At 51.5% G+C, this 19,336-nt stretch carries 17 protein-coding genes; 15 read left to right on the forward strand and 2 right to left on the reverse strand.

Translation table 11 applies throughout. The annotated features are described in order from the left end of the window. Nucleotides 1-262 precede the first annotated feature (262 nt). From JOD24_RS15200 to JOD24_RS15250, 11 genes are all read left to right on the forward strand, one after another. Entirely contained in the window at nt 263-826 is a 564-nt protein-coding gene (locus JOD24_RS15200; RefSeq protein WP_380162931.1) for a uracil-DNA glycosylase, read from the forward strand. A 32-nt stretch (nt 827-858) separates the two neighbouring features. Beyond that, a complete protein-coding gene (locus JOD24_RS15205; RefSeq protein ID WP_380162932.1) occupies nt 859-2,580 on the forward strand; it encodes an ABC-ATPase domain-containing protein in 1,722 nt (573 codons plus the stop codon). Next, nucleotides 2,577-3,011 carry a ribonuclease HI gene (gene rnhA / locus JOD24_RS15210; RefSeq protein ID WP_380162933.1) on the forward strand — a complete coding sequence of 145 codons (435 nt, stop codon included), beginning with the start codon at nt 2,577-2,579 and terminating at the stop codon, nt 3,009-3,011. Before JOD24_RS15205 ends, rnhA begins: the two co-directional genes overlap by 4 nt. Before the next feature lie 128 nt (nt 3,012-3,139). Continuing rightward, nucleotides 3,140-4,306 (forward strand): tRNA epoxyqueuosine(34) reductase QueG, encoded by a 1,167-nt coding sequence (gene queG / locus JOD24_RS15215; protein WP_380162934.1) that lies wholly within the window; start codon nt 3,140-3,142, stop codon nt 4,304-4,306. Between the two features lie 3 nt (nt 4,307-4,309). Continuing rightward, nucleotides 4,310-4,849, forward strand: coding sequence for a methylated-DNA--[protein]-cysteine S-methyltransferase (locus JOD24_RS15220; RefSeq protein WP_380162935.1), 540 nt, complete (start codon nt 4,310-4,312; stop codon nt 4,847-4,849). A gap of 190 nt (nt 4,850-5,039) precedes the next feature. Further along, complete coding sequence (locus JOD24_RS15225; RefSeq protein ID WP_429247283.1) at nt 5,040-5,408, forward strand: group I truncated hemoglobin; 369 nt, start codon at nt 5,040-5,042, stop codon at nt 5,406-5,408. A gap of 207 nt (nt 5,409-5,615) precedes the next feature. After that, complete coding sequence (locus JOD24_RS15230) at nt 5,616-7,412, forward strand: ABC transporter transmembrane domain-containing protein (protein ID WP_380162937.1); 1,797 nt, start codon at nt 5,616-5,618, stop codon at nt 7,410-7,412. Beyond that, complete coding sequence (locus JOD24_RS15235) at nt 7,369-9,105, forward strand: ABC transporter ATP-binding protein (RefSeq protein WP_429247284.1); 1,737 nt, start codon at nt 7,369-7,371, stop codon at nt 9,103-9,105. The genes JOD24_RS15230 and JOD24_RS15235 overlap by 44 nt, the downstream gene beginning before the upstream one ends. Before the next feature lie 17 nt (nt 9,106-9,122). After that, nucleotides 9,123-9,629, forward strand: coding sequence for a GNAT family N-acetyltransferase (locus tag JOD24_RS15240; protein WP_380162939.1), 507 nt, complete (start codon nt 9,123-9,125; stop codon nt 9,627-9,629). 145 nt (nt 9,630-9,774) lie between these two features. Beyond that, entirely contained in the window at nt 9,775-10,710 is a 936-nt protein-coding gene (locus tag JOD24_RS15245; protein WP_380162940.1) for an amidase domain-containing protein, read from the forward strand. 620 nt (nt 10,711-11,330) lie between these two features. Continuing rightward, nucleotides 11,331-11,501, forward strand: a complete 171-nt coding sequence (locus tag JOD24_RS15250; protein ID WP_380162942.1) for a hypothetical protein — start codon at nt 11,331-11,333, stop codon at nt 11,499-11,501. Nucleotides 11,502-11,664: 163 nt separating this feature from the next. On the opposite strand, the gene JOD24_RS15255 is transcribed toward JOD24_RS15250, so the two are convergent. Then, the gene (locus JOD24_RS15255; protein WP_380162943.1) at nt 11,665-12,519 is read right to left on the reverse strand and encodes a DegV family protein; all 855 of its coding nucleotides are present in this window, start codon (nt 12,517-12,519) and stop codon (nt 11,665-11,667) included. A gap of 151 nt (nt 12,520-12,670) precedes the next feature. Here JOD24_RS15255 and JOD24_RS15260 point away from each other — a divergent pair, with 151 nt between their 5' ends. Continuing rightward, on the forward strand, nt 12,671-13,135 hold the full coding sequence (locus JOD24_RS15260; RefSeq protein ID WP_380162944.1) for a tRNA (cytidine(34)-2'-O)-methyltransferase: 465 nt from the start codon (nt 12,671-12,673) through the stop codon (nt 13,133-13,135). 21 nt (nt 13,136-13,156) lie between these two features. Next, entirely contained in the window at nt 13,157-13,876 is a 720-nt protein-coding gene (locus JOD24_RS15265) for an HAD family hydrolase (protein ID WP_380162945.1), read from the forward strand. Nucleotides 13,877-13,929: 53 nt separating this feature from the next. Here the strand turns inward: JOD24_RS15265 and JOD24_RS15270 are convergent, their stop codons facing one another. Further along, nucleotides 13,930-15,426 (reverse strand): amidase domain-containing protein, encoded by a 1,497-nt coding sequence (locus tag JOD24_RS15270; protein WP_380162946.1) that lies wholly within the window; start codon nt 15,424-15,426, stop codon nt 13,930-13,932. A gap of 698 nt (nt 15,427-16,124) precedes the next feature. Between JOD24_RS15270 and JOD24_RS15275 the strand changes: the two genes are divergently transcribed. Then, the gene (locus tag JOD24_RS15275) at nt 16,125-18,023 is read left to right on the forward strand and encodes a PrkA family serine protein kinase (RefSeq protein ID WP_380162947.1); all 1,899 of its coding nucleotides are present in this window, start codon (nt 16,125-16,127) and stop codon (nt 18,021-18,023) included. A gap of 35 nt (nt 18,024-18,058) precedes the next feature. Continuing rightward, a complete protein-coding gene (gene yhbH / locus JOD24_RS15280; protein WP_429247285.1) occupies nt 18,059-19,270 on the forward strand; it encodes a sporulation protein YhbH in 1,212 nt (403 codons plus the stop codon). Nucleotides 19,271-19,336: the final 66 nt, after the last annotated feature.

The following is a 19,336-nucleotide window of genomic DNA, read 5'->3' on the forward strand; positions in this document are numbered from 1 at the left end:
TTGGAGCGGCCAGTTTTCACTTCCTTGCCGGATGGCAACGGTCGCGTGGGTGAACACGATCTCCCCACCTAAAATATGGCTAATCAACACGCCTGTCATTTTATATTAACTAACACGACTGCGATGATATATATATCGTATCATTATATCGTGATACAAACATGTTTTAAAGTGATCATAGAAGAAGGGCGTTCCCTTATGCGATAATGGTTCTATAGCCCAGTGGAATTCAACAGCAGTCCACGAGGGGAGGGGAACCGGAATGGATCTGGAATCAGTACACCAAAGATACGCCCGGTGTAGCCGCTGTCCCCTTCATCAGGGGCGGACCCGGATCGTGTTGGGGGAGGGGAATCCCGCTTCTTTGCTGATGTTCGTCGGAGAAGGACCTGGGGCGGATGAAGACCGACAAGGGCGCCCTTTTGTCGGACGGGCGGGGCAGTTGTTGAGTCGGATGCTAGAAGCAGCGCAGATTCCGAGGGAGGAAATCTTTATTACTAATATCGTGAAATGCCGGCCACCTGGGAATCGCACTCCCCAGGAGGAGGAGATGGAGACCTGCATCACCATTCTGCGGGAGCAGTTCGTCGCGATCCGGCCCAAACTGATTGTCACATTGGGATCGGCACCGACCCGTGCCCTGATCGACCCGGCGGCTCGGATCACCCGGGTGCGAGGGCGGTGGGTGGAACGGAAAGGGGTTCGGATGATGCCCACCTTCCACCCGGCGTATCTGCTGCGGAATCCACAAGCAAAAAGGGAGGCCTGGATCGACTTCCAGGCTATCCGGGATGCTTACCGGGAGGTGCGGGCTGCATCCCAGTAAATCGACGAGACCGAGTAGAAGGAGGAGTCAGATTGAAACGGTTGCAACGGACCCTCTCCCATATCGATGGCAAGGGATACAAAGCTTATAAGGAGATTCAGGGAGAGTACCGTTTTCCCCGGTTTACGCTTTGGATCGACTATGTACAGGGAGACCCCTTTGCGGCTCCCACCCGCATCCGGGTACGGATGCCACAAGATGAAGCAGGTTACCCGGAGGAGTGGTTCCGTCTTCCTCATCGCAAAATCGCCTTAGAGGACTGGGTGGCCAGAGTCTGGGCAGAGAAGGTGGGGCGTTACTCCTTCCGCGCCAAGGGGACAGGTAAGAGCGGTCTGATCGATGTGGATCGGCCGGGTCAGGAAATTTTACCCCGTACCGCTGTGGTGGTCACCCAGGATACTGTGGAAGTGCGGGTGACGGTAGGCCTTCCTGCCCAAGGACGCCGGGTGCTGGGAAGAAAGGCGGAGGAGATGCTTTGCCAATACCTCCCCCACTTGGTGGAGGAAGCGATCCCGGTGGAGGCCATCGACAGGGACGGTGTGGAGGAACGGATGCGACTGGTAGACAACCAACAGGCGATCCGATCCTTCCTCAAGGAACAGGGTTGGCTCGCTTTTGTGGCCGACGGTGCAGTGTTGCCCCGGGAGAGCGGGGTGAGTGATCGTCCCTTGACAGGAAAAGAAGTGGTGAGATTTCGTGCTCCCGAATCGATGCGGGCCACAGTGGAGGTTCCCCACGGAACCCCAGTGCAAGGAATGGTCCTCCGGGATGGGATCCATCTGATCGTAGGTGGGGGTTACCATGGAAAGAGCACGCTCCTGAATGCATTGGAACGGGGAGTCTACGATCATATCAGTGGGGATGGCCGGGAGTATGTGATCACCGATGTGGATGCGATCAAGGTGCGGGCCGAAGACGGTCGCCGGGTGGAGAAGGTGAACATCTCCCCTTTTATCAACAATCTTCCCTTCGGTCGGGACACGCTCCAATTCTCCACAAAGGATGCCAGCGGGAGTACTTCTCAGGCGGCTAACATTGTGGAGAGCTTGGAAATGGGTATCTCCTGTCTCTTGATCGACGAGGACACCAGCGCCACCAACTTTATGATCCGGGACGGCCGGATGCAAAAACTGGTGGCCAAGGAAAAAGAACCGATCACCCCGTTTATCGATAAGGTGCGTCAACTTTATGAAGAGAGAGGTATCTCCAGTGTCCTCGTCCTCGGCGGTTCCGGTGACTATTTTGATGTGGCGGATACGGTGATTCTCATGGATGAATACCAACCCTTCGATGTCACTCGTCAGGCAAAGGAAGTAGCCGAAGCTCAAAGCAATGAGCGAGACCGGGAAGGGGGGGAGAGCTTTGGGGAAATCACTCCCCGGATTCCCTTGGCCGCCAGCTTGGATCCAAGGAAAGGGAAGAAGGAGAAGGCGGATGCCAAGGGGCTGCAATCGATTCAGTTTGGCACTGCGTATCTGGACCTCTCCGGAGTAGAGCAATTGGTCGATATCAGTCAGACGCGGGCGATTGCGGAGATTTTACGTCTGTTGGGCAAGCGGGCGGATGGCTCCAAAACTCTGCGGGAGTTGATCGAAGAGATCTCTCAAGAGATGGAAGAGAAGGGCTTGGACTTCCTGTCTCCTTTCCGCGGACAGCATCCCGGAGACTTGGCTCTCCCCCGAAAACACGAGGTGGCAGCGGCTGTCAATCGGTTACGGACATTCAGGGTCAAATCAGGAGGGGGATCGAGATGAAAGAAGTGACGATCTACACAGACGGCGCTTGCTCCGGTAATCCCGGCCCCGGGGGGTGGGGGGCGGTATTGATCCACGGCGAACAGTGCAAGGAGATCACCGGGGGCAGCCGTCAAACCACGAACAATCGGATGGAGTTGACTGCGGCCCTCGAAGCGCTCAAGAATTTAAAACAGCCCTGTCAGGTGAAAATTTGCGCAGACAGCGCCTACCTGGTCAACTGTTTTAAACAGAAGTGGTATATCAACTGGGAGAGACGGGGCTGGGTCAACAGTCGCAACGAACCCGTGGAAAACAAGGACTTGTGGCAGGAGTTGCTCCGTGAAGTGCGAAAACACGAAGTAGAGTTTGTCAAGGTGAAAGGACATAGTGATGTAGAGCTGAACAACCGCTGTGATGAACTGGCCCGGAAGGCCATCCCCAAGGGTTGAACCGGAGAAAATGGGGCATGGATCACTTGTATATTCTATAAAATGACAATAACTATCCGGTGCGAAGATGGGGCAGTGGTTGAATCACCGTGGTATCATAAGAATATGTGGAGGAAGGGGGTGGCGGCATGGACCCTGAACAGATCAAGGAAGAACTGAAGAAAGAGGCGAAGCGACTTCATATCGATAAAATCGGTTTTGCCTCCGCGGAACCCTTCGCCGAACTGAAGGAACGGTTGATTCGACATCGTCAAGCAGGGTATGAGTCGGGTTTTGAAGAGCCGGATCTGGAGAAACGGACCGATCCTCGCAAAAGCTTACCTGAAGCTAAGTCCATCATCGCCATCGCCCTCGCTTATCCCACCCGGATGAAACATCCACCGAAGTCTCGCGCCGGAGCTATGAGAGGAGGATTTTGCCGGGCTTCCTGGGGAGAAGATTACCACCGGGTGTTGAAAGACAAATTGGAAGGACTCCAAGCGAAGTTGTCGGATTTGGTTCCGGGTGCCGATGCCAAGGTGATGGTCGATACAGGAGCGCTCTCTGACCGGGCGGTGGCGGAGCGGGCCGGCATTGGATGGAGTGGGAAGAACACATTTCTCATCACTCCCGAATTTGGCTCCTGGGTCTATCTGGGGGAGATGATCACCGATGTCCAGCTTCCACCGGATCAGCCGATCACCGAAGCTTGTGGAGATTGTACGGCCTGTCTGGATGCCTGTCCCACCGGCGCACTGTCGGAACCGGGGCGGCTCAACTCCCAGGCTTGTCTTTCCTATCTCACCCAGACGAAAGGTTTTTTATCGGAAGAATATCGTAGCTTATTGGGAGGTTCCCTGTACGGTTATGAAACTTGCCAGCTGGTTTGCCCCTATAACCGGGGGAAGAACTTTACCCACCATCCGGAATTCACTCCCGAACCGGACCGAGTGAAGCCGTTGTTAAAGCCCCTGTTGCATATGAGTAACCGGGAATTTCGGGAGCGATTCGGCTCGATGGCGGGTTCCTGGAGGGGTAAAAAACCAATCCAACGAAATGCGATCATCGCCCTGGGGAGATACCGTGATCAGACGGCCGTCCCGGACCTGATCCATCTGTTGGAAACCGACACGCGTCCTGTCATCCGCGGGACGGCGGCTTGGGCACTGGGCCGGATCGGCGGTGCAGAGGCTGAAATGGCGCTTTGCCAGAGCAGAGATCGGGAGAAGGATGAGGAAGTGTTGCAGGAAATCACCAGTGCCTTGCAAGCATGTCACTCGGAAGAAAAGGTGGAACATAGGTACAGGGAGGCATAGGCTATGGTCGCAGGTTCTCGTGTACTCAGCTGGAGTGAAATGGACAGTCCTGTCGGTCCGATCACCCTGGCCTTGTCTAGCAAGGGGGTCTGCCACCTCAATTACATGAGTGGAGAAAAGGCGATTTTTTCCCTGGAACGCTGGGCCAAGGAATGGTTTGGATCGGTCCGACTAGAACGGAATGATAGGGAGCCGGCTGAGGTGATCCAGCAACTGAATGAATATTTTGCCGGGAAGCGCCAACAATTTGATCTTCCTATCGATCTGTACGGAACGGCATTTCAGAAATTGGTGTGGCAACAGCTATTGATGATTCCATACGGAGAAGTCCGCTCCTATAAGGATGTGGCCCAAGCGATGGGTGCTCCCAAAGCGGTTCGTGCCGTGGGCGGTGCCAATAACCGAAATCCCGTCTCCATTTTGGTACCTTGTCATCGGGTGATCGGCTCCAATGGCTCCTTAGTGGGGTATGGAGGCGGTTTGAAGATCAAAGAGTATTTGTTGCGTCTAGAAGGGGCTTTGCCTTCTCAAGCTCAGACGTAGCAACGCGCGTTATGCACTCTTTCATCTGTTATTCGGCTGACAGGCGGTTACCGCCTGTTTTTGTCGATTTGGTGATCTTTTTAGAGTGATGTTGCCGTCAGCGATGTTTTCTCTTAGTCTAAAAGAACTCTTATTTATTCATCCTAATCCAATTCATTTGAACAGAGACACACTTTTGGGGGGAATCATCTTGGCTGATTCAGAAGTCTTTTACTTGCTTGGTGCTGATGAAGGGGTTAAGGCCATACTTCATGATTTTTATGACCGGATGTTTGCCGATGAAGACCTCGCTCCTTATTTTGAAGGAGTCGACCAAGAACAGTTGCGGGACCGGCATATACGCTACTTCATCAATTATATGTTAGGACGCAACGCTCAGGAATATCGGGAACCGATCCTGCGGAAAAGTCATAAGGGATTGGGGCTCACCTTTGAACATTACGAACGGGCGATTATGCATATGAATGCCGCTATGCGTAAAAACAAGGTTTCCTTGGATGCAAGGGTTTATGTGGAAACCTATTTCCGTGCTTCCAAGCCACACATTATCGAAAAATAGTTGATCCTCACAGATTCATTGGCCGGTGCAAAAATGCCCGGCAATTATTTATGTACTGGGGAAAAAACGTTCTCGCCGTGGTATAATCGTTTCCGAGGCGGACGTTTTTTTCTCTGTTTTACGCAATTTTCCCACCCTTGAGACGATAGTTATTCCGGATTTACTCTGGATATAATGATATGTTTTACGGAAGAGAGAAGGTGTCTGATGCGAATCTTTCAGGATTTATGGTGGTTCTTTAAACAAGAGAAAAAGAGTTACATCATAGGTATTTTGCTGCTACTAGCTTGTGCGGTCTTGGAACTCTTCCCTCCTTATGTGGTGCGTCTGGTGGTGGACATGATCGAGGGTGGGAAGTTGGAGGCGTCCTTTCTGCTGAAGTGGATCTCTTTACTGGCAGTTGCAGGGGTATCCATGTATGTGATCCGTTATGCCTGGCGTATTCTCCTGTTCGGGGCTTCTCATCGTTTGGAAAGGCAGTTGCGAGGGGAATTGTACGCTCATTTTTCCCGGATGTCTCCGAGCTTTTTCAACCGTCGGCGGACCGGTGACCTGATGGCCCATGCCACCAATGATGTGCGGGCGGTGGAGGTGACCGCGGGGGATGGCGTGTTGACCCTCGTCGATTCTTTGGTCTTAGGCGGGTTGGTGGTTCTGTCCATGGGTACCTTTATTAGCTGGAAGCTGACGCTGATTGCTTTGTTGCCCATGCCTTTCATGGCTTTGGCGGTCAGTTACTTCGGTCGTCTAGTCCATGAGCGTTTTTTGAAAGCCCAGGCCGCTTTCTCAGATATCAATGACAAGGTTCAAGAGAATATCTCCGGCGTTCGGGTGGTGAAGGCCTTTGGACTGGAAGAGAAGGAGAAGGAATCTTTTCAGCAGATTTCACAGAATGCGGTGGATAAAAATATCGCCGTCGCCCGGATCGATGCCCTGTTTGATCCCACCATCACCATGATCATCGGTGTTTCTTATTTTTTGGCGGTGGCTTTTGGCGCGGTTTTTGTAGTGAATGGGGAGATCTCGATCGGGCAGTTGACCCAGTTTACCATGTACTTGGGACAATTGACCTGGCCGATGCTGGCCTTCGGCTTTCTCACCAATATTATTCAACGGGGAAGGGCTTCCTACGATCGGATCCGCACCCTATTGCAGGAGCCAGCGGAGATCGTGGACAAAGAAGGGGCGGTGACAGAGCCGGCTTCCGGCGACCTTGTTATCCATCTGTCCGGTTTCACTTACCCGGAGGCGGAACAAACTGCTTTGGAGCAGATGGAGGTGAAAGTCCCCTCGGGAGCCACCCTCGGGGTGGTGGGGAAGACAGGGAGCGGCAAAACCACTCTGTTCCGATTATTGCTTCGGGAATTTGAGGCGGAGAAACGTTCGATTTTTATTGGTGGGGTGCCCTTGGAAGATTACACCCTATCCGCTCTTCGGGAGGGGATCGGGTATGTTCCGCAAGATCACTTCCTCTTCTCTGCCACCATTCGGGAAAATATCGCTTTTGGGAAACCGGATGCTTCTACAGAAGAGGTGGAGCAGGCCGCCCGCCTCGCAGGGATTCATGAGGATATTCTCCAGTTTGAATTCGGATATGATACGGTGGTCGGGGAGCGGGGGGTCACCTTGTCCGGGGGACAAAAACAGCGGATTTCCATTGCCAGGGCTTTGCTCCTCCATCCGGAGATTCTGATCCTGGATGACTCCCTCTCAGCCGTCGATGCCAAAACCGAAGGGATGATTCTGGAGTCCCTGCGAGATAAGCGGAGAGGAAAGACCACCTTGATTGCGGCCCACCGCTTGTCGGCGATTGAACACGCTGATGAGATTCTTGTGCTGGAAGAGGGTCAGCTGATGGAACGAGGAACTCACCGGGAGTTGCTGGAGAAGGACGGGTGGTATGCCTGGATGCACAATCAGCAACAACTGGAGTCCCTGATTGAGAAAGGAGGTGGGATCCATGGTGATGCGGCGACTGCTCGGGTATCTCCGACCTCATCGTAAGTCGCTCACCCTAGCACTGATCCTCCTGTTACTGGCCACCGCTGCCGAAGTGGCGGGACCTATATTGATCAAGGTGTTTATCGACGATTATCTGGTTCCCGGAAGGTTCCCGGTCAAACCATTGGTGATCTTAGGCTCCTCCTACCTGATTCTCCACTGCGCTGTCTCTTTGCTACAGTACTTTCATCAGTTCAGCTTTCATAAGATCGCGCAGCGTGTGATCCAACAAATGCGTGTGGATGTGTTTGGTAAGGTGCAACATCTGGGACTCTCTTTCTTTGATCGGTCGCCGGCGGGCGGGCTGATCTCCCGGATCACCAATGACACCGAGGCGGTTAAAGAGCTGTTTGTCAGCGTCCTGGCTTTCTTCGCCCAAGATATCGTTCTGATCTCGGGAGTTTTTGTGGCGATGTTCCTCTTGGATGCCAAGTTGGCGGCTTACAGTCTGGTTCTTTTACCGATATTCTTTGGTTTGATGTATACCTACCATCGGTTGAGCCGTCAGGTGTATCAGAAGATCCGGCAAAAGTTGAGTGAACTGAACGCCAAGCTGAATGAGTCGATACAGGGAATGAATGTGATCCAGGTCTTCCGGCAACAAGAACGGCTACAGAAAGATTTTGCGGAGACCAACCGGGATCATTATCAGTCCAACATAAAAAACGTCCGGCTCAATGGTTTGTTGCTTCGCCCTGCTGTCGACCTGATCTATATTCTGACGGTGATCGCAGTGCTTACCTATTTTGGAATTGGAACCGTAGGTGCGGTCCAGATCGGGGTGCTGTATGCTTTTATCAATCTGCTGAACCGGATGTTTGAACCGGTCAATGAGATGATGCAACAGCTTTCCTTTTTGCAACAATCGATGGTCTCCGCCGCTCGGGTCTTTGAATTGCTGGATGAAAAGGAGACGGCTCCCACCCAAGAGGGACAGGGGCAACCGGAAATCACGCAGGGACGGATCGTCTTTGATGATGTCACCTTTTCCTATGATGGGCGCAACGAAGTATTGAAAAATATCTCTTTTATCGCAGAGCCGGGACAGACTGTGGCGCTGGTGGGTCATACCGGCAGTGGGAAGACTTCCATCGTCAATCTGTTGATGCGTTTTTATCCCTTAGACCAGGGTTCCATCACCATTGATGGTGTTCCTCTGGAGCGGTTTACTGATGAGGAGCTGCGAAAGCGGATGGGTCTGGTGTTGCAGGATCCCTTTCTATTTGTAGGGACGGTGGAGGAGAATATCCGTCTTCACCATCCGGAGACGACGGAGGAAGAGATCCGGGAGGCGACCCGGTTTGTGCAAGCAGAGGGCTTTATCGAAAAATTACCCCAAGGCTATAAAGAATGGGTCGGGGAACGGGGGTCCACTTTTTCCAGCGGGCAACGACAGTTACTCTCCTTTGCTCGAACGATGGCGCTTCAACCAAAAATTCTGGTGCTGGATGAAGCCACTGCCAGTGTGGATACGGAGACAGAGGAGAAGATTCAAGAAGCCCTTTCTCGGATGCGTAAGGGGCGGACTACCATTGCGATTGCGCACCGACTGTCTACAGTTCAAGATGCGGACTTGATCCTGGTTCTTCACCAGGGCGAAATTGTGGAGCGAGGCACTCATCAGGAACTGTTGACGCAAAAAGGGCTCTATCACAAGATGTATCTGTTGCAACAGGGGGTGTCGGAACCGGCATAGCGGAAGGGGGAGTTCCTATGGAAATCCGAGTGTTGACAGCGGAAGACGCAAAGGCGTTTTATGCCCATCGCCTCCAGATGTTGAAAGATCATCCGGGAGCTTTTGCCACTTCATATGAAGAGACTAAAGAAGAGGGGATGGGGCAGATCGTGGAACGCTTGCAGAGCACCGGGGAGAAATTCACCCTGGGTGCCTTTGACGGCGACCGCCTGGTTGGATCGGTGGGCTTTCTTCGTCAACAGCGGAACAAGTTGCGTCACAAAGGCTTCGTGATGAGCATGTATACCCATCCCGATATCCGGCGACAAGGTGTGGGGAAAGCCTTATTGGAAAATCTGCTAGCTCGGGTTCGTAAGCTACCAAGCTTGGAGCAGATTCAATTAGGGGTGGCGGTAGACAATTCCGCTGCTCGTGGCTTGTATGCCTCCCTCGGTTTTGAAGAGTTTGGTAGGGAGCGGGAAGCCTTGAAACTTCCGAATCGGTATGTGGACGAAATTCATATGGTACTGAAATTGAAGCGGTAAAAAAACCGGGCCTCTCTTCCGAAATGGTGGAGGAGGGGCCCGGTTTGTGTATTCTGTGGTGACGCTTTTGCAATGGATCAGCATACCCGGAGGGCGGAGTAACATATGATGGGAAAAGAGATGTGCCTTGAAGGGACGGTGCCTTATGGAAAATCGTTCGTGGAGGCAACCTGTGACCACCTGGTTCCGGGGGCAGAACCAGCTGTGGGTGGAGGGGGAGCCGGACCGCCTCTTCGATTGGATCTTGGACGGGGATGCGGACTGGGTGAAGGAAGAGCGGGATCGCTGGATTCGGATCCGGGAACAGCAGAGGGAACGGGGAATCCGACCTGTCAAAGGAGAGACACGAATCCGGGTGTGTAGAGAAGAAAGGGACAGGGACGGAATCCAAATGCGGGTGATCGTCCATCAACGTCAACTTTATGGCTTGTCAGGACAACTCTACGAACAGGAGGAGATCAACGGGTTTGATCTTCACCTGATCGAGGGCGGGGACGGCTGGGCCATCACTGGTTGCCGTCAGCTGGAGATCGATACCGGTTCGGATCAAGGATGGACCTATTACCACTCCCCGGATCATGGGGAGGTAGCCGGGGCCGGTTACAACCGGATACAGGCAGTCCAGTATGCCGAAACCTGGTGGAATGGATCCAATCCCCGCTATCAAAAGTTTGAAGATAATTGCACGAACTATATTTCCCAATGCATCCATGCCGGAGGGATCCCAATGGCTTACAATTCGCGGCGGGATCAGGGCTGGTGGTATCGGGGAGGCTGGGAAAACTGGAGTTACAGCTGGTCGGTGGCCCATGCGTTACAGGGATATCTATCCAGTGGCGGAACGATGAAGGCTCGTTCCGTGGGCTCACCGCAGGATCTACAACCGGGGGATATCATCTGTTATGACTTTGACGGAAATGGGAGATGGGAACACAATACCATCGTCACCGCCAAGGATGCTTCGGGAATGCCGCTGGTCAACGCCCACACCGTCAACAGCCGCCGAAGATACTGGGATTACCGGGATTCCCACGCCTGGACCCCCCAATGTAAATACCGCTATTACCATCTGGGTGGTTGACCCCTGCAGAAGCTGCGGGGGCTTTTTGAAAAAATGGATCCCAGTTACCTAAAGGGGTAACAGCGTAATGAATGCACTCTGTTTTGCGCAAAATATCTATGCAGACTCAGGCGTGTTGATTAGCCATATTTTGGGTGGGGAGATCGTGTTCACCCACGCGACCGTTGGCCATCCAGCAAGGAAGTAATGACTGGCCGCTCCAAATCTTCCGATCGGGCAGGGGCAAAGCCTTACGGAAGCAACACAGAGAAGAATGTTGCCCCTAAGCGCCCTCTCTCCAGATTCTCCGCTGAGTAGGATGGCAACCTTCATCTAGAGCTTCAGCTCCTTTGGATTGTAGTGCCTATGGTGCTACCTTTATTCCAGGGCTTCAGCCATCGAGATTGTAGTGCCTGTGGCGCAAAGGTCGCTTTGCACCCACAGGGCACAAGTCTCGCCAGAGTCGCTTCCGCTCCCAGGTCTCGCTTTGGCAGCACACGACTCCCTTCCACCGCCCATTTTCTGGTTAATTAACAGCCCTGATGGGCGTTAAAAAAATTGGGGTATTCACAAGATGAGATTTGGAAAGTGATTCATGGGATGCACAGTCTCTACAAGATGGCATAAGAGGAGTGATGGAATTGACCGAAAATAAACGACCGGATCAACAAAGCATGGATGCGGAAAAATTAAGAGCGCAACAGGCAAAAGACCTCCGGTCCCAAACCGCTGGTCAACTGCGCGATGACCATCCATCGCAAAAGACTGAAAAGGATGGATCTGGATCGAATCGTTATTGCGGCGGAACTTGAAATACGCAAGAATCCTGCGCAATGTAAAACTCCTGTTCATAAAGAGACGATTTCCCTGCCTTGGCACCAGGAAATCGTCCGTTTTTTTATCCAGGGATTGGGGTTGTCGAATCACGATCTGTGATGGACCAGGTCTTCGATTCACCTAGGAAGTGAGACGAGCTTACTCCTTTTCTTCCGCCGGTTGGATCACCAGTCCCAGCAGACCGGGGCCAGTGTGGACGACCAGAGCGGGGCTGATGGAGCTGACATACAGTTCGCAGATATTTTCCGATTCCTTCAGCTTTTCTTTTAGCGCCTCCGCCTCTTTTTCCGCTTTGCCCTGGAGGATGGCAATCCGGGATTTGGTGGATTCGATCTGTTTGAGGATGGGGTCCATCAGTTTTTTCATCGACTGTTTTTTGCCACGGGCCAAGTTTTGAGGATAATATTTTCCTTCCTCGTCGAGGGAGATGATGGGTTTTAGGTGGAGGATGGAACCGAGGGAGGCGGCCACTTTTCCGATGCGCCCCCCCTTTTTCAAATATTCCAATGTATCGACGACAAAATATCCTTTAATCCGACTTTTTGCCTTCTCAATTCGGTTCAGGATTTCGGAGTAGTCCCATTTCTCCTTGATGAGTTTGGCGGATTCCAAGACGAGGAATCCGAGAACCCAGGATAAGCCTTTGGAATCGATTACATCAATCTTCATTCCCTTGAACTCTTCGGCCATCAGTCGAAAATTATTATATGTGCCACTTAGACCGGAGGAGAGGGTCACTACGATGCAATGAGTGTATCCCTCTTGTTGCAACTCAATGAAGACTTGTTGGATATCTTCAGGGGATGGCATGGAGGTTTTGGGAATCTCCTCATCCAACCGATCGTAAACTTCCTGCGGTGTGATCTCCACCCGATCCCGATATTCCTGTTCCTGATAGATGATACGCAGGGGAACCACCCGGATCTTCCAGCGTTCCAACAGGTCGACAGGCAAATCGCAGGAACTGTCCGTCACCAGCGCAATCTTCGACATTATACTCCCCCTTGAGACAAGATATTCCCAGTATACGTCCTCTTCTTCCTTGATACAACAAGAAAAAGAGAGGGGTGTCTGCAGAGTTGGGAATTTGATTCGTTTTTCGATACAATAGAAAAGGAACTGATCGGAAAGGGTTGGAAAGCTTATGCCGTTTCACATTTGTCTGGTTGAACCGGAGATTCCCAATAACACCGGCAATATCGCCCGCACCTGTGCAGTGACGGGTACAGTGCTTCACCTGATCCGTCCCCTCGGATTTTCTACTGAGGATAAATATCTGAAACGATCGGGGATGGACTACTGGTATCAGGTGGATGTCCGGTATTATGACTCCTTTGCGGAGTTTGCCGCATCCTTTCCCGAGGGGCGCTTTTTTTGTGCCACCACCAAGGCTCCACGAAGTTATAGTTCTTTCTCTTATCGGGATGGGGATATCTTCGTCTTTGGTAAGGAGTCAAAGGGGCTGCCTCCGGAAATTTTGGAGACCTTTCGCGATACCCAAATCCGGATCCCGATGCAGCCAGTGGTTCGCTCCCACAACCTGGGGAACTCCGCAGCGATCATCCTGTATGAAGCTTTGCGGCAGATGGGTTTTCCCGGATTGGATTGATCAAGAGGAGAGGGTGAGAGGATGCTAAAAGTATTATGTTTCGATTTGGACGGAACCCTGTTGCCGATGGATTCAAAGGTTTTTATCAGATCTTACATGAAAGAATTGGCTCTTTATATGGAAGAGATTTTACCACAGGACAAGCTGGTCCCGCTGATCTGGGATGCCACTGAAACCATGATTGGCGATCCAGACGGCAGTTGTACCAATGAACAGGTGTTTACAGAACGGTTTCTGTCCCAGGCCGGACTGAAAAAAGAGGAGATCTGGCCGATCTTTGATAAGTTTTACAGTGAGCGCTTTCCAAGATTGAAGCAACAGGTTCAACCCTCGCCAAGGTCTAGGAAAGTGCTGGAAACCGCCTTGGATCGTGGCTATCGGGTAGCCGTCGCCACCAACCCCGTTTTTCCTGGGGTAGCGATCCGGGAGCGAATGCGCTGGGCCCAAGTGGAGGATCTGGTGGAATGGGTGTCGGTCTATGAAGAGACTCATTTTTGCAAACCGAATCCCGATTATTATCGGGAAGTGGCAGCAGCCATGGGAGTCTCACCTGAAGAGTGTGCTATGATCGGCAATGATGTTCAGGAGGATTTGGTGGCAGGGACGATCGGCATGAAGACGTATCTGGTCACCGATTGTCTGATCGATCGCGGAGAGCCTACTTATCAGCCGGACCAAAAAGGTACGATGGAGGAATTACTGACGGAGATTCAGGAAGGGAAGGGAATCTTCGCCTCCTGATTCGAAAATAAAGATCCCCCTGTCCACCAGGACAGGGGGATTTGATCATGGATTCAGTTTTTCACAGTGCCCATTTTAAAGGCACGAACTTTATATACACTTAACCAATCCGTAATCTCTTTGTCCTTATTGTCATTGGAGTGGTAAGTGGCATAGATTCTGTTGTTTTTAATTTTGGTGACGACGACGCTGTGGTCGATACTGCCGTCTCCTTCAAAGTCCACACTGAGGATGTCGCCCGCTTTCAATTGGGAGATGTCCTCCGCGTTTTGGGCTTTACGGACTTCATCCATGTGTTTATAGAAGCTGTGCGCCACGGCCCAAGACAAGCCCGGCTGTTTGTCATCGTAGAACCAGTAGTCGTACCAATCGTATCGTCCCTTTTTCTCTTTGATGCCGCCAGTTTTGATCACCTGGGAGACGAAGTTGGTGCAGTCATACCAGCAGGCATCACAGTTGCCATTGACCCGACTGTAGTATCCATACTCTTTATTATTACGTTGGTTCCACCACTTGTAGGCGTAATCCACTGCTTTTTTTCGATCGTAGCCGTTCTTTTCTGTTTCCAATTGGTTTTGTTCATCTTTGGGCTGTTCCGCCGGAGGTTGTTCTTCATCAGGCTCCTCTCCGGGTTGTTCTGCGGGAGGTTGTTCCTCATCGGGTTCCTCTCCAGGCTGTTCCACTGGGGGCTGTTCCTGATCTGGGTTGTCACCTGGCTGTTCTGGATCGGGTCTGTCGCCAGGTTGTTCCGGATCGGGTTGATCCCCGGGTTGTTTCTCTGGTTGTTCTTTATCAGGTTTGTCCCCGGGCTGTTTCTCCGGTTGTTCTTTGTCAGGTTTGTCCCCGGGTTGTTTTTCGGGAAGTTGTTCTTTGTCAGGTTGATCCCCAGGCTGCTTCTCTGGTTGTTCCTTTTCGGGTTGTTCTTTTTCCGGTTTTTCAATTCCTTTGTCCGACTGAGGTTTCAGAACGTGACCCGGATTTTTGATCGGTTGAAGGTTGATCAGTTCCATCCGTTCATCTTTGGTAAGACCTTTGCTTTTCCCCTTCTCCGTCAATTCACGGATCCGTTGGTTGTTCAATTTATTTTCGTATTTGCCCACGTCTGTGACAAACTGGGTGATCTCCTGTCTCTGTTGTGGAGTCAATTGGTCCAGATTGGTCGCAGCAGCTTTAACCTCATCTCGAAACTTTTTGTCATCCAAGTTGGGCTTGGCAGATGAATTCCCGGAATTTTTCTTCACTATGTAGACGGCTTTTTGGTTCTTTTGCACGATCTCTTCCTTGGAATCGGTGATCTCGTCGTAATAGGAAATATGGTCCACCAATTCCTGATCGGGCATATCTGCCATCTTTTCCATATCGGGGCCGTCATCCGCGGCGACTTGGGTGGATTGGGTGTTGGAGGGCTTGTCTGCCGTTGGTTTCTTGTCCGATTCAAAGGCACCGGCGTAAGCTAGGGAGCCGACTACAAGGGCTGTTGCCGTGATGCCGGAGATCCAGACGACCTTCGCTTTGGAGCCCCGTTTGCGATTCTTTCGCTTTTCGTCCAAGATGTTTCCCCCTTTTTCGAAGTTTGGAAATATATCATCACGTAAAATCTTGTCAGGCTCGTAATCATCATAGATTTCATCAGGAACGGGGTCAATAGACTTTTAAGACTATAATCTTTCCTTTGTCTGTACTTTTATGGATAAAATTAACTGAATTAGCGGGGGGATGAGCCTCTTTCAGTCTCCAGGGTGATATGCTCCAAGAACCTGGTGCCGGATGGGGACCCTGCTGATTTCATGGAGTCATGGGAAATAGGTTGAAACATTGTCCCTTTCTCCGCATACATATATATCACTACCCCCCTACAGGAAATTTCACTTAAATCAATAGTTTTCAAGAGCGGAGGAAGCCAGGTGTTGATTAGCCATATTTAAGGCAGGAAATCAAGTCGGGATGGTGGGAGGGTGAAGAGCCTTTGCACCCATAGGGCACAAGTCTCGCCAGGGTCGCTTTCCGCTCCCGGGTCTCGCTATGCGTTCTTTGCATGAGATCGTAGCCGTCCCACCATCTCCGTCCCCTCAAGCGATATTTTACGATGGAGGCAATGGGAAGAACGAAAGGGTCATTTCGTTTCCATCATCCACTTTATGGTTCATCAACAGCCCTGGGAGGGAGCATCTTCCGCCGGGGGACTTTGAAGATGTACATGGATCATCGGTCTTTTTCGAATCAGCGAACGGGAACGGGGAGGAGACTTATGGACATCCTGAAACGCATCGCAGAGCAGCGGCAAAGAGAAGAGAAACTGTCATGGGAAGGGACGTTCGCGGAGTATTTGGAGATGGTTCGACAACGCCCGGAGCTGGCCCAAACCTCCCACTCCAGGGTTTATCGTATGATTGCAGATGCGGGAGTGGAGAAGGATGAGAACGGAAACAAAAATTACATGTTCTTCAGCCAGGAGCTCTTCGGTCTGGATCGGGCCATTGAACGTTTGGTGGAAGAATATTTCCATTCGGCGGCACGGCGGCTGGATGTGCGCAAGCGAATCTTACTCTTGATGGGACCGGTATCCGGAGGGAAATCCACGATTGTCACCCTGTTGAAACGAGGACTGGAGCAGTATTCCCGTACCGATGCCGGAGCGGTTTATGGCATCAAGGGTTGTCCGATGCAGGAAGAGCCGCTCCATCTCATCCCTGTGTCGATGCGTCCGGGGGTAGAGGAAGAACTGGGCGTTCGGATTGAAGGCAATCCGTGTCCTTATTGTCGCCTGCGTTTGAAGGAGGAATATGGCGGGCGAATCGAAGATGTGCCGGTGGAACGGGTGATTCTGTCAGAGGATGAACGGGTGGGGATTGGCACTTTCAGCCCTTCCGATCCCAAATCCCAGGATATCGCTGACCTGACGGGAAGTATTGACTTTGCTACCATCACCGAGTATGGATCGGAGTCCGACCCCAGGGCCTATCGCTTTGACGGGGAGCTGAATAAAGCGAACCGGGGACTGATGGAGTTTCAGGAGATGCTGAAGTGCGACGAGAAATTTCTGTGGAATCTGCTTTCCCTCACTCAAGAAGGGAATTTCAAGGCGGGTCGGTTCGCCCTGATATCTGCGGATCAGCTGATCATTGCTCACACAAACGAAGCGGAATATCGATCCTTCGTCTCCAATCCGAAGAATGAAGCCCTGCAATCCCGGATCATTGTGATGCCGATTCCTTACAATCTGCAAGTGTCGGAAGAGGAGAAGATCTATTACAAGCTGATCCGCCAGAGCGATCTCGAACACGTGCATATCGCTCCCCATGCTCTACATGCCGCGGCCATTTTCAGTATCCTGACCCGGTTGAAGGAGTCCAAAAAACAGGGGATGGACCTGGTCAAAAAGATGCGTCTGTATGATGGGAAGTCGGTGGATGGATATAAGGAGGCCGATCTGGAGGAACTGCAAAATGAGCACTTGAACGAGGGGATGTCCGGGATTGATCCACGCTATGTGATCAACCGCATCTCCAGTGCCCTCATCCGCACTGACTCTGACTGCATGAATGCCTTGGACATCCTGCGGGCAATCAAGGAGGGATTGGATCAACATCCTTCCATTACTAAGGAAGAACGGGAGCGTTATCTGAATTTTATATCTATTGCAAGGAAAGAATATGATGAACTCGCTAAGAAAGAAGTGCAGAAGGCTTTTGTCTATTCATATGAAGAATCGGCCAAAACCCTGATGGATAACTACCTGGATAATGTGGAGGCTTTCTGTAACTGGACCAAGCTCAAGGATCCTCTGACCGGCGAGGAGCTGGAACCCGATGAGAAACTGATGCGCTCTATCGAAGAGCAAATCGGGATTTCTGAAAATGCGAAGAAGGCTTTTCGGGAGGAGATTTTGATCCGCATCTCCGCCTACGCCCGCAAAGGGAAAAAATTTGACTATAACAGCCATGATCGGCTCAGAGAAGCGATTCAGAAAAAATTGTTTGCCGATCTGAAGGATGTGGTGAAGATCACCACTTCCACGAAAACTCCCGATGAGAATCAATTGAAGAAGGTCAATGAGGTGACTGCCACCCTGATCGACGAGTATGGATATTGTCCCACCTGTGCCAACGACTTGCTCAAATATGTGGGCAGCCTGTTGAACCGCTGATCCCCGGCGACTTGCAAGCAATGGGAGGTGAACCGATGTCAGACCCCAATTTTATCGTTTCCAGGGAGGACTGGTCACTGCACCGCAAGGGCTACCAGGATCAGATGCGCCATCAGGAAAAAGTGAAGGACGCCATCCAAAGAAATCTATCAGACTTGGTCAGTGAGGAGAGCATCATCCTTTCCGACGGAAAAAAATTAGTGAAAATCCCGATCCGATCCATGGAAGAGTACCGTTTTCGCTACAATTACAATAAAGGGAAGCATGTCGGTCAGGGAGATGGCAAATCCCAGGTGGGAGATATACTGGGACGGGAACCCGCCCAAGCCGGACCCGGCAAAGGCAGTAAAGCGGGGGATGCTCCAGGACAGGACGTGTACGAAACGGAAATCTCGGTGGAAGAGTTGGAAGAGATTCTATTTGCGGAGATGGAGTTGCCGCGGCTGCAACAGAAAGACGAGGATGAGATCCAGGTAGAGGAGATCCAGTTCAACGATATCCGCAAAAAAGGGTTGATGGGCAATATTGATAAGAAACGAACCCTGTTGGAAGCGCTGAAACGGAACGCGATCAAAGGGAAACGCAGCTTTGGTGGGATCTCGGAAGACGACTTGCGATTTAAAACCTGGGAAGAGGTGGTCCTCCCTCATTCCCAGGCTGTCGTCCTGGCCATGATGGATACGAGCGGCTCCATGGGCATTTTTGAGAAATACATTGCTCGCAGTTTCTTCTTCTGGATGACCCGTTTCCTTCGCACTAAATACGAAAAGGTGGAAATCGTCTTTATTGCTCACCATACCGAAGCCAAAGAAGTATCCGAAGAGCAATTTTTCAACAAAGGAGAGTCTGGTGGTACCATCTGCTCCTCCGCTTATCGCAAAGCCCTTGAGATCATCGATGATCGCTATCCACCCAGCCGCTATAACATCTATCCCTTCCACTTCTCCGACGGCGACAATCTCAGCTCAGACAACGACCGCTGTCTCCAACTGGTGGATGAACTGATGAAGCGCTCTAATCTGTTCGGTTATGGTGAAGTCAACCAATACAATCGTCACAGCACCTTAATGACCGCCTACCGCCACATCCAAGACCCGAAATTCATGCACTATGTGATCCGAGAGAAAGGGCAAGTCTACGACGCCTTGAAGCATTTTTTGGGAAGAAAGGGGAGGAAGTCGTGGGGTGAACAGATGAAAATGAATACACCGGGCTTGATGGTATTATCCCCATACGGTAGACAGTGAAAAAAGTCCATCTGGTAAGATGGACAAAAGCACTGAACTGCCGGAGGGGATTTTCTTATGGCGAAA

It is taken from the genome of Kroppenstedtia sanguinis (assembly GCF_050433445.1).
Classification (GTDB): Bacteria; Bacillota; Bacilli; order Thermoactinomycetales; family DSM-45169; genus Kroppenstedtia; species Kroppenstedtia sanguinis.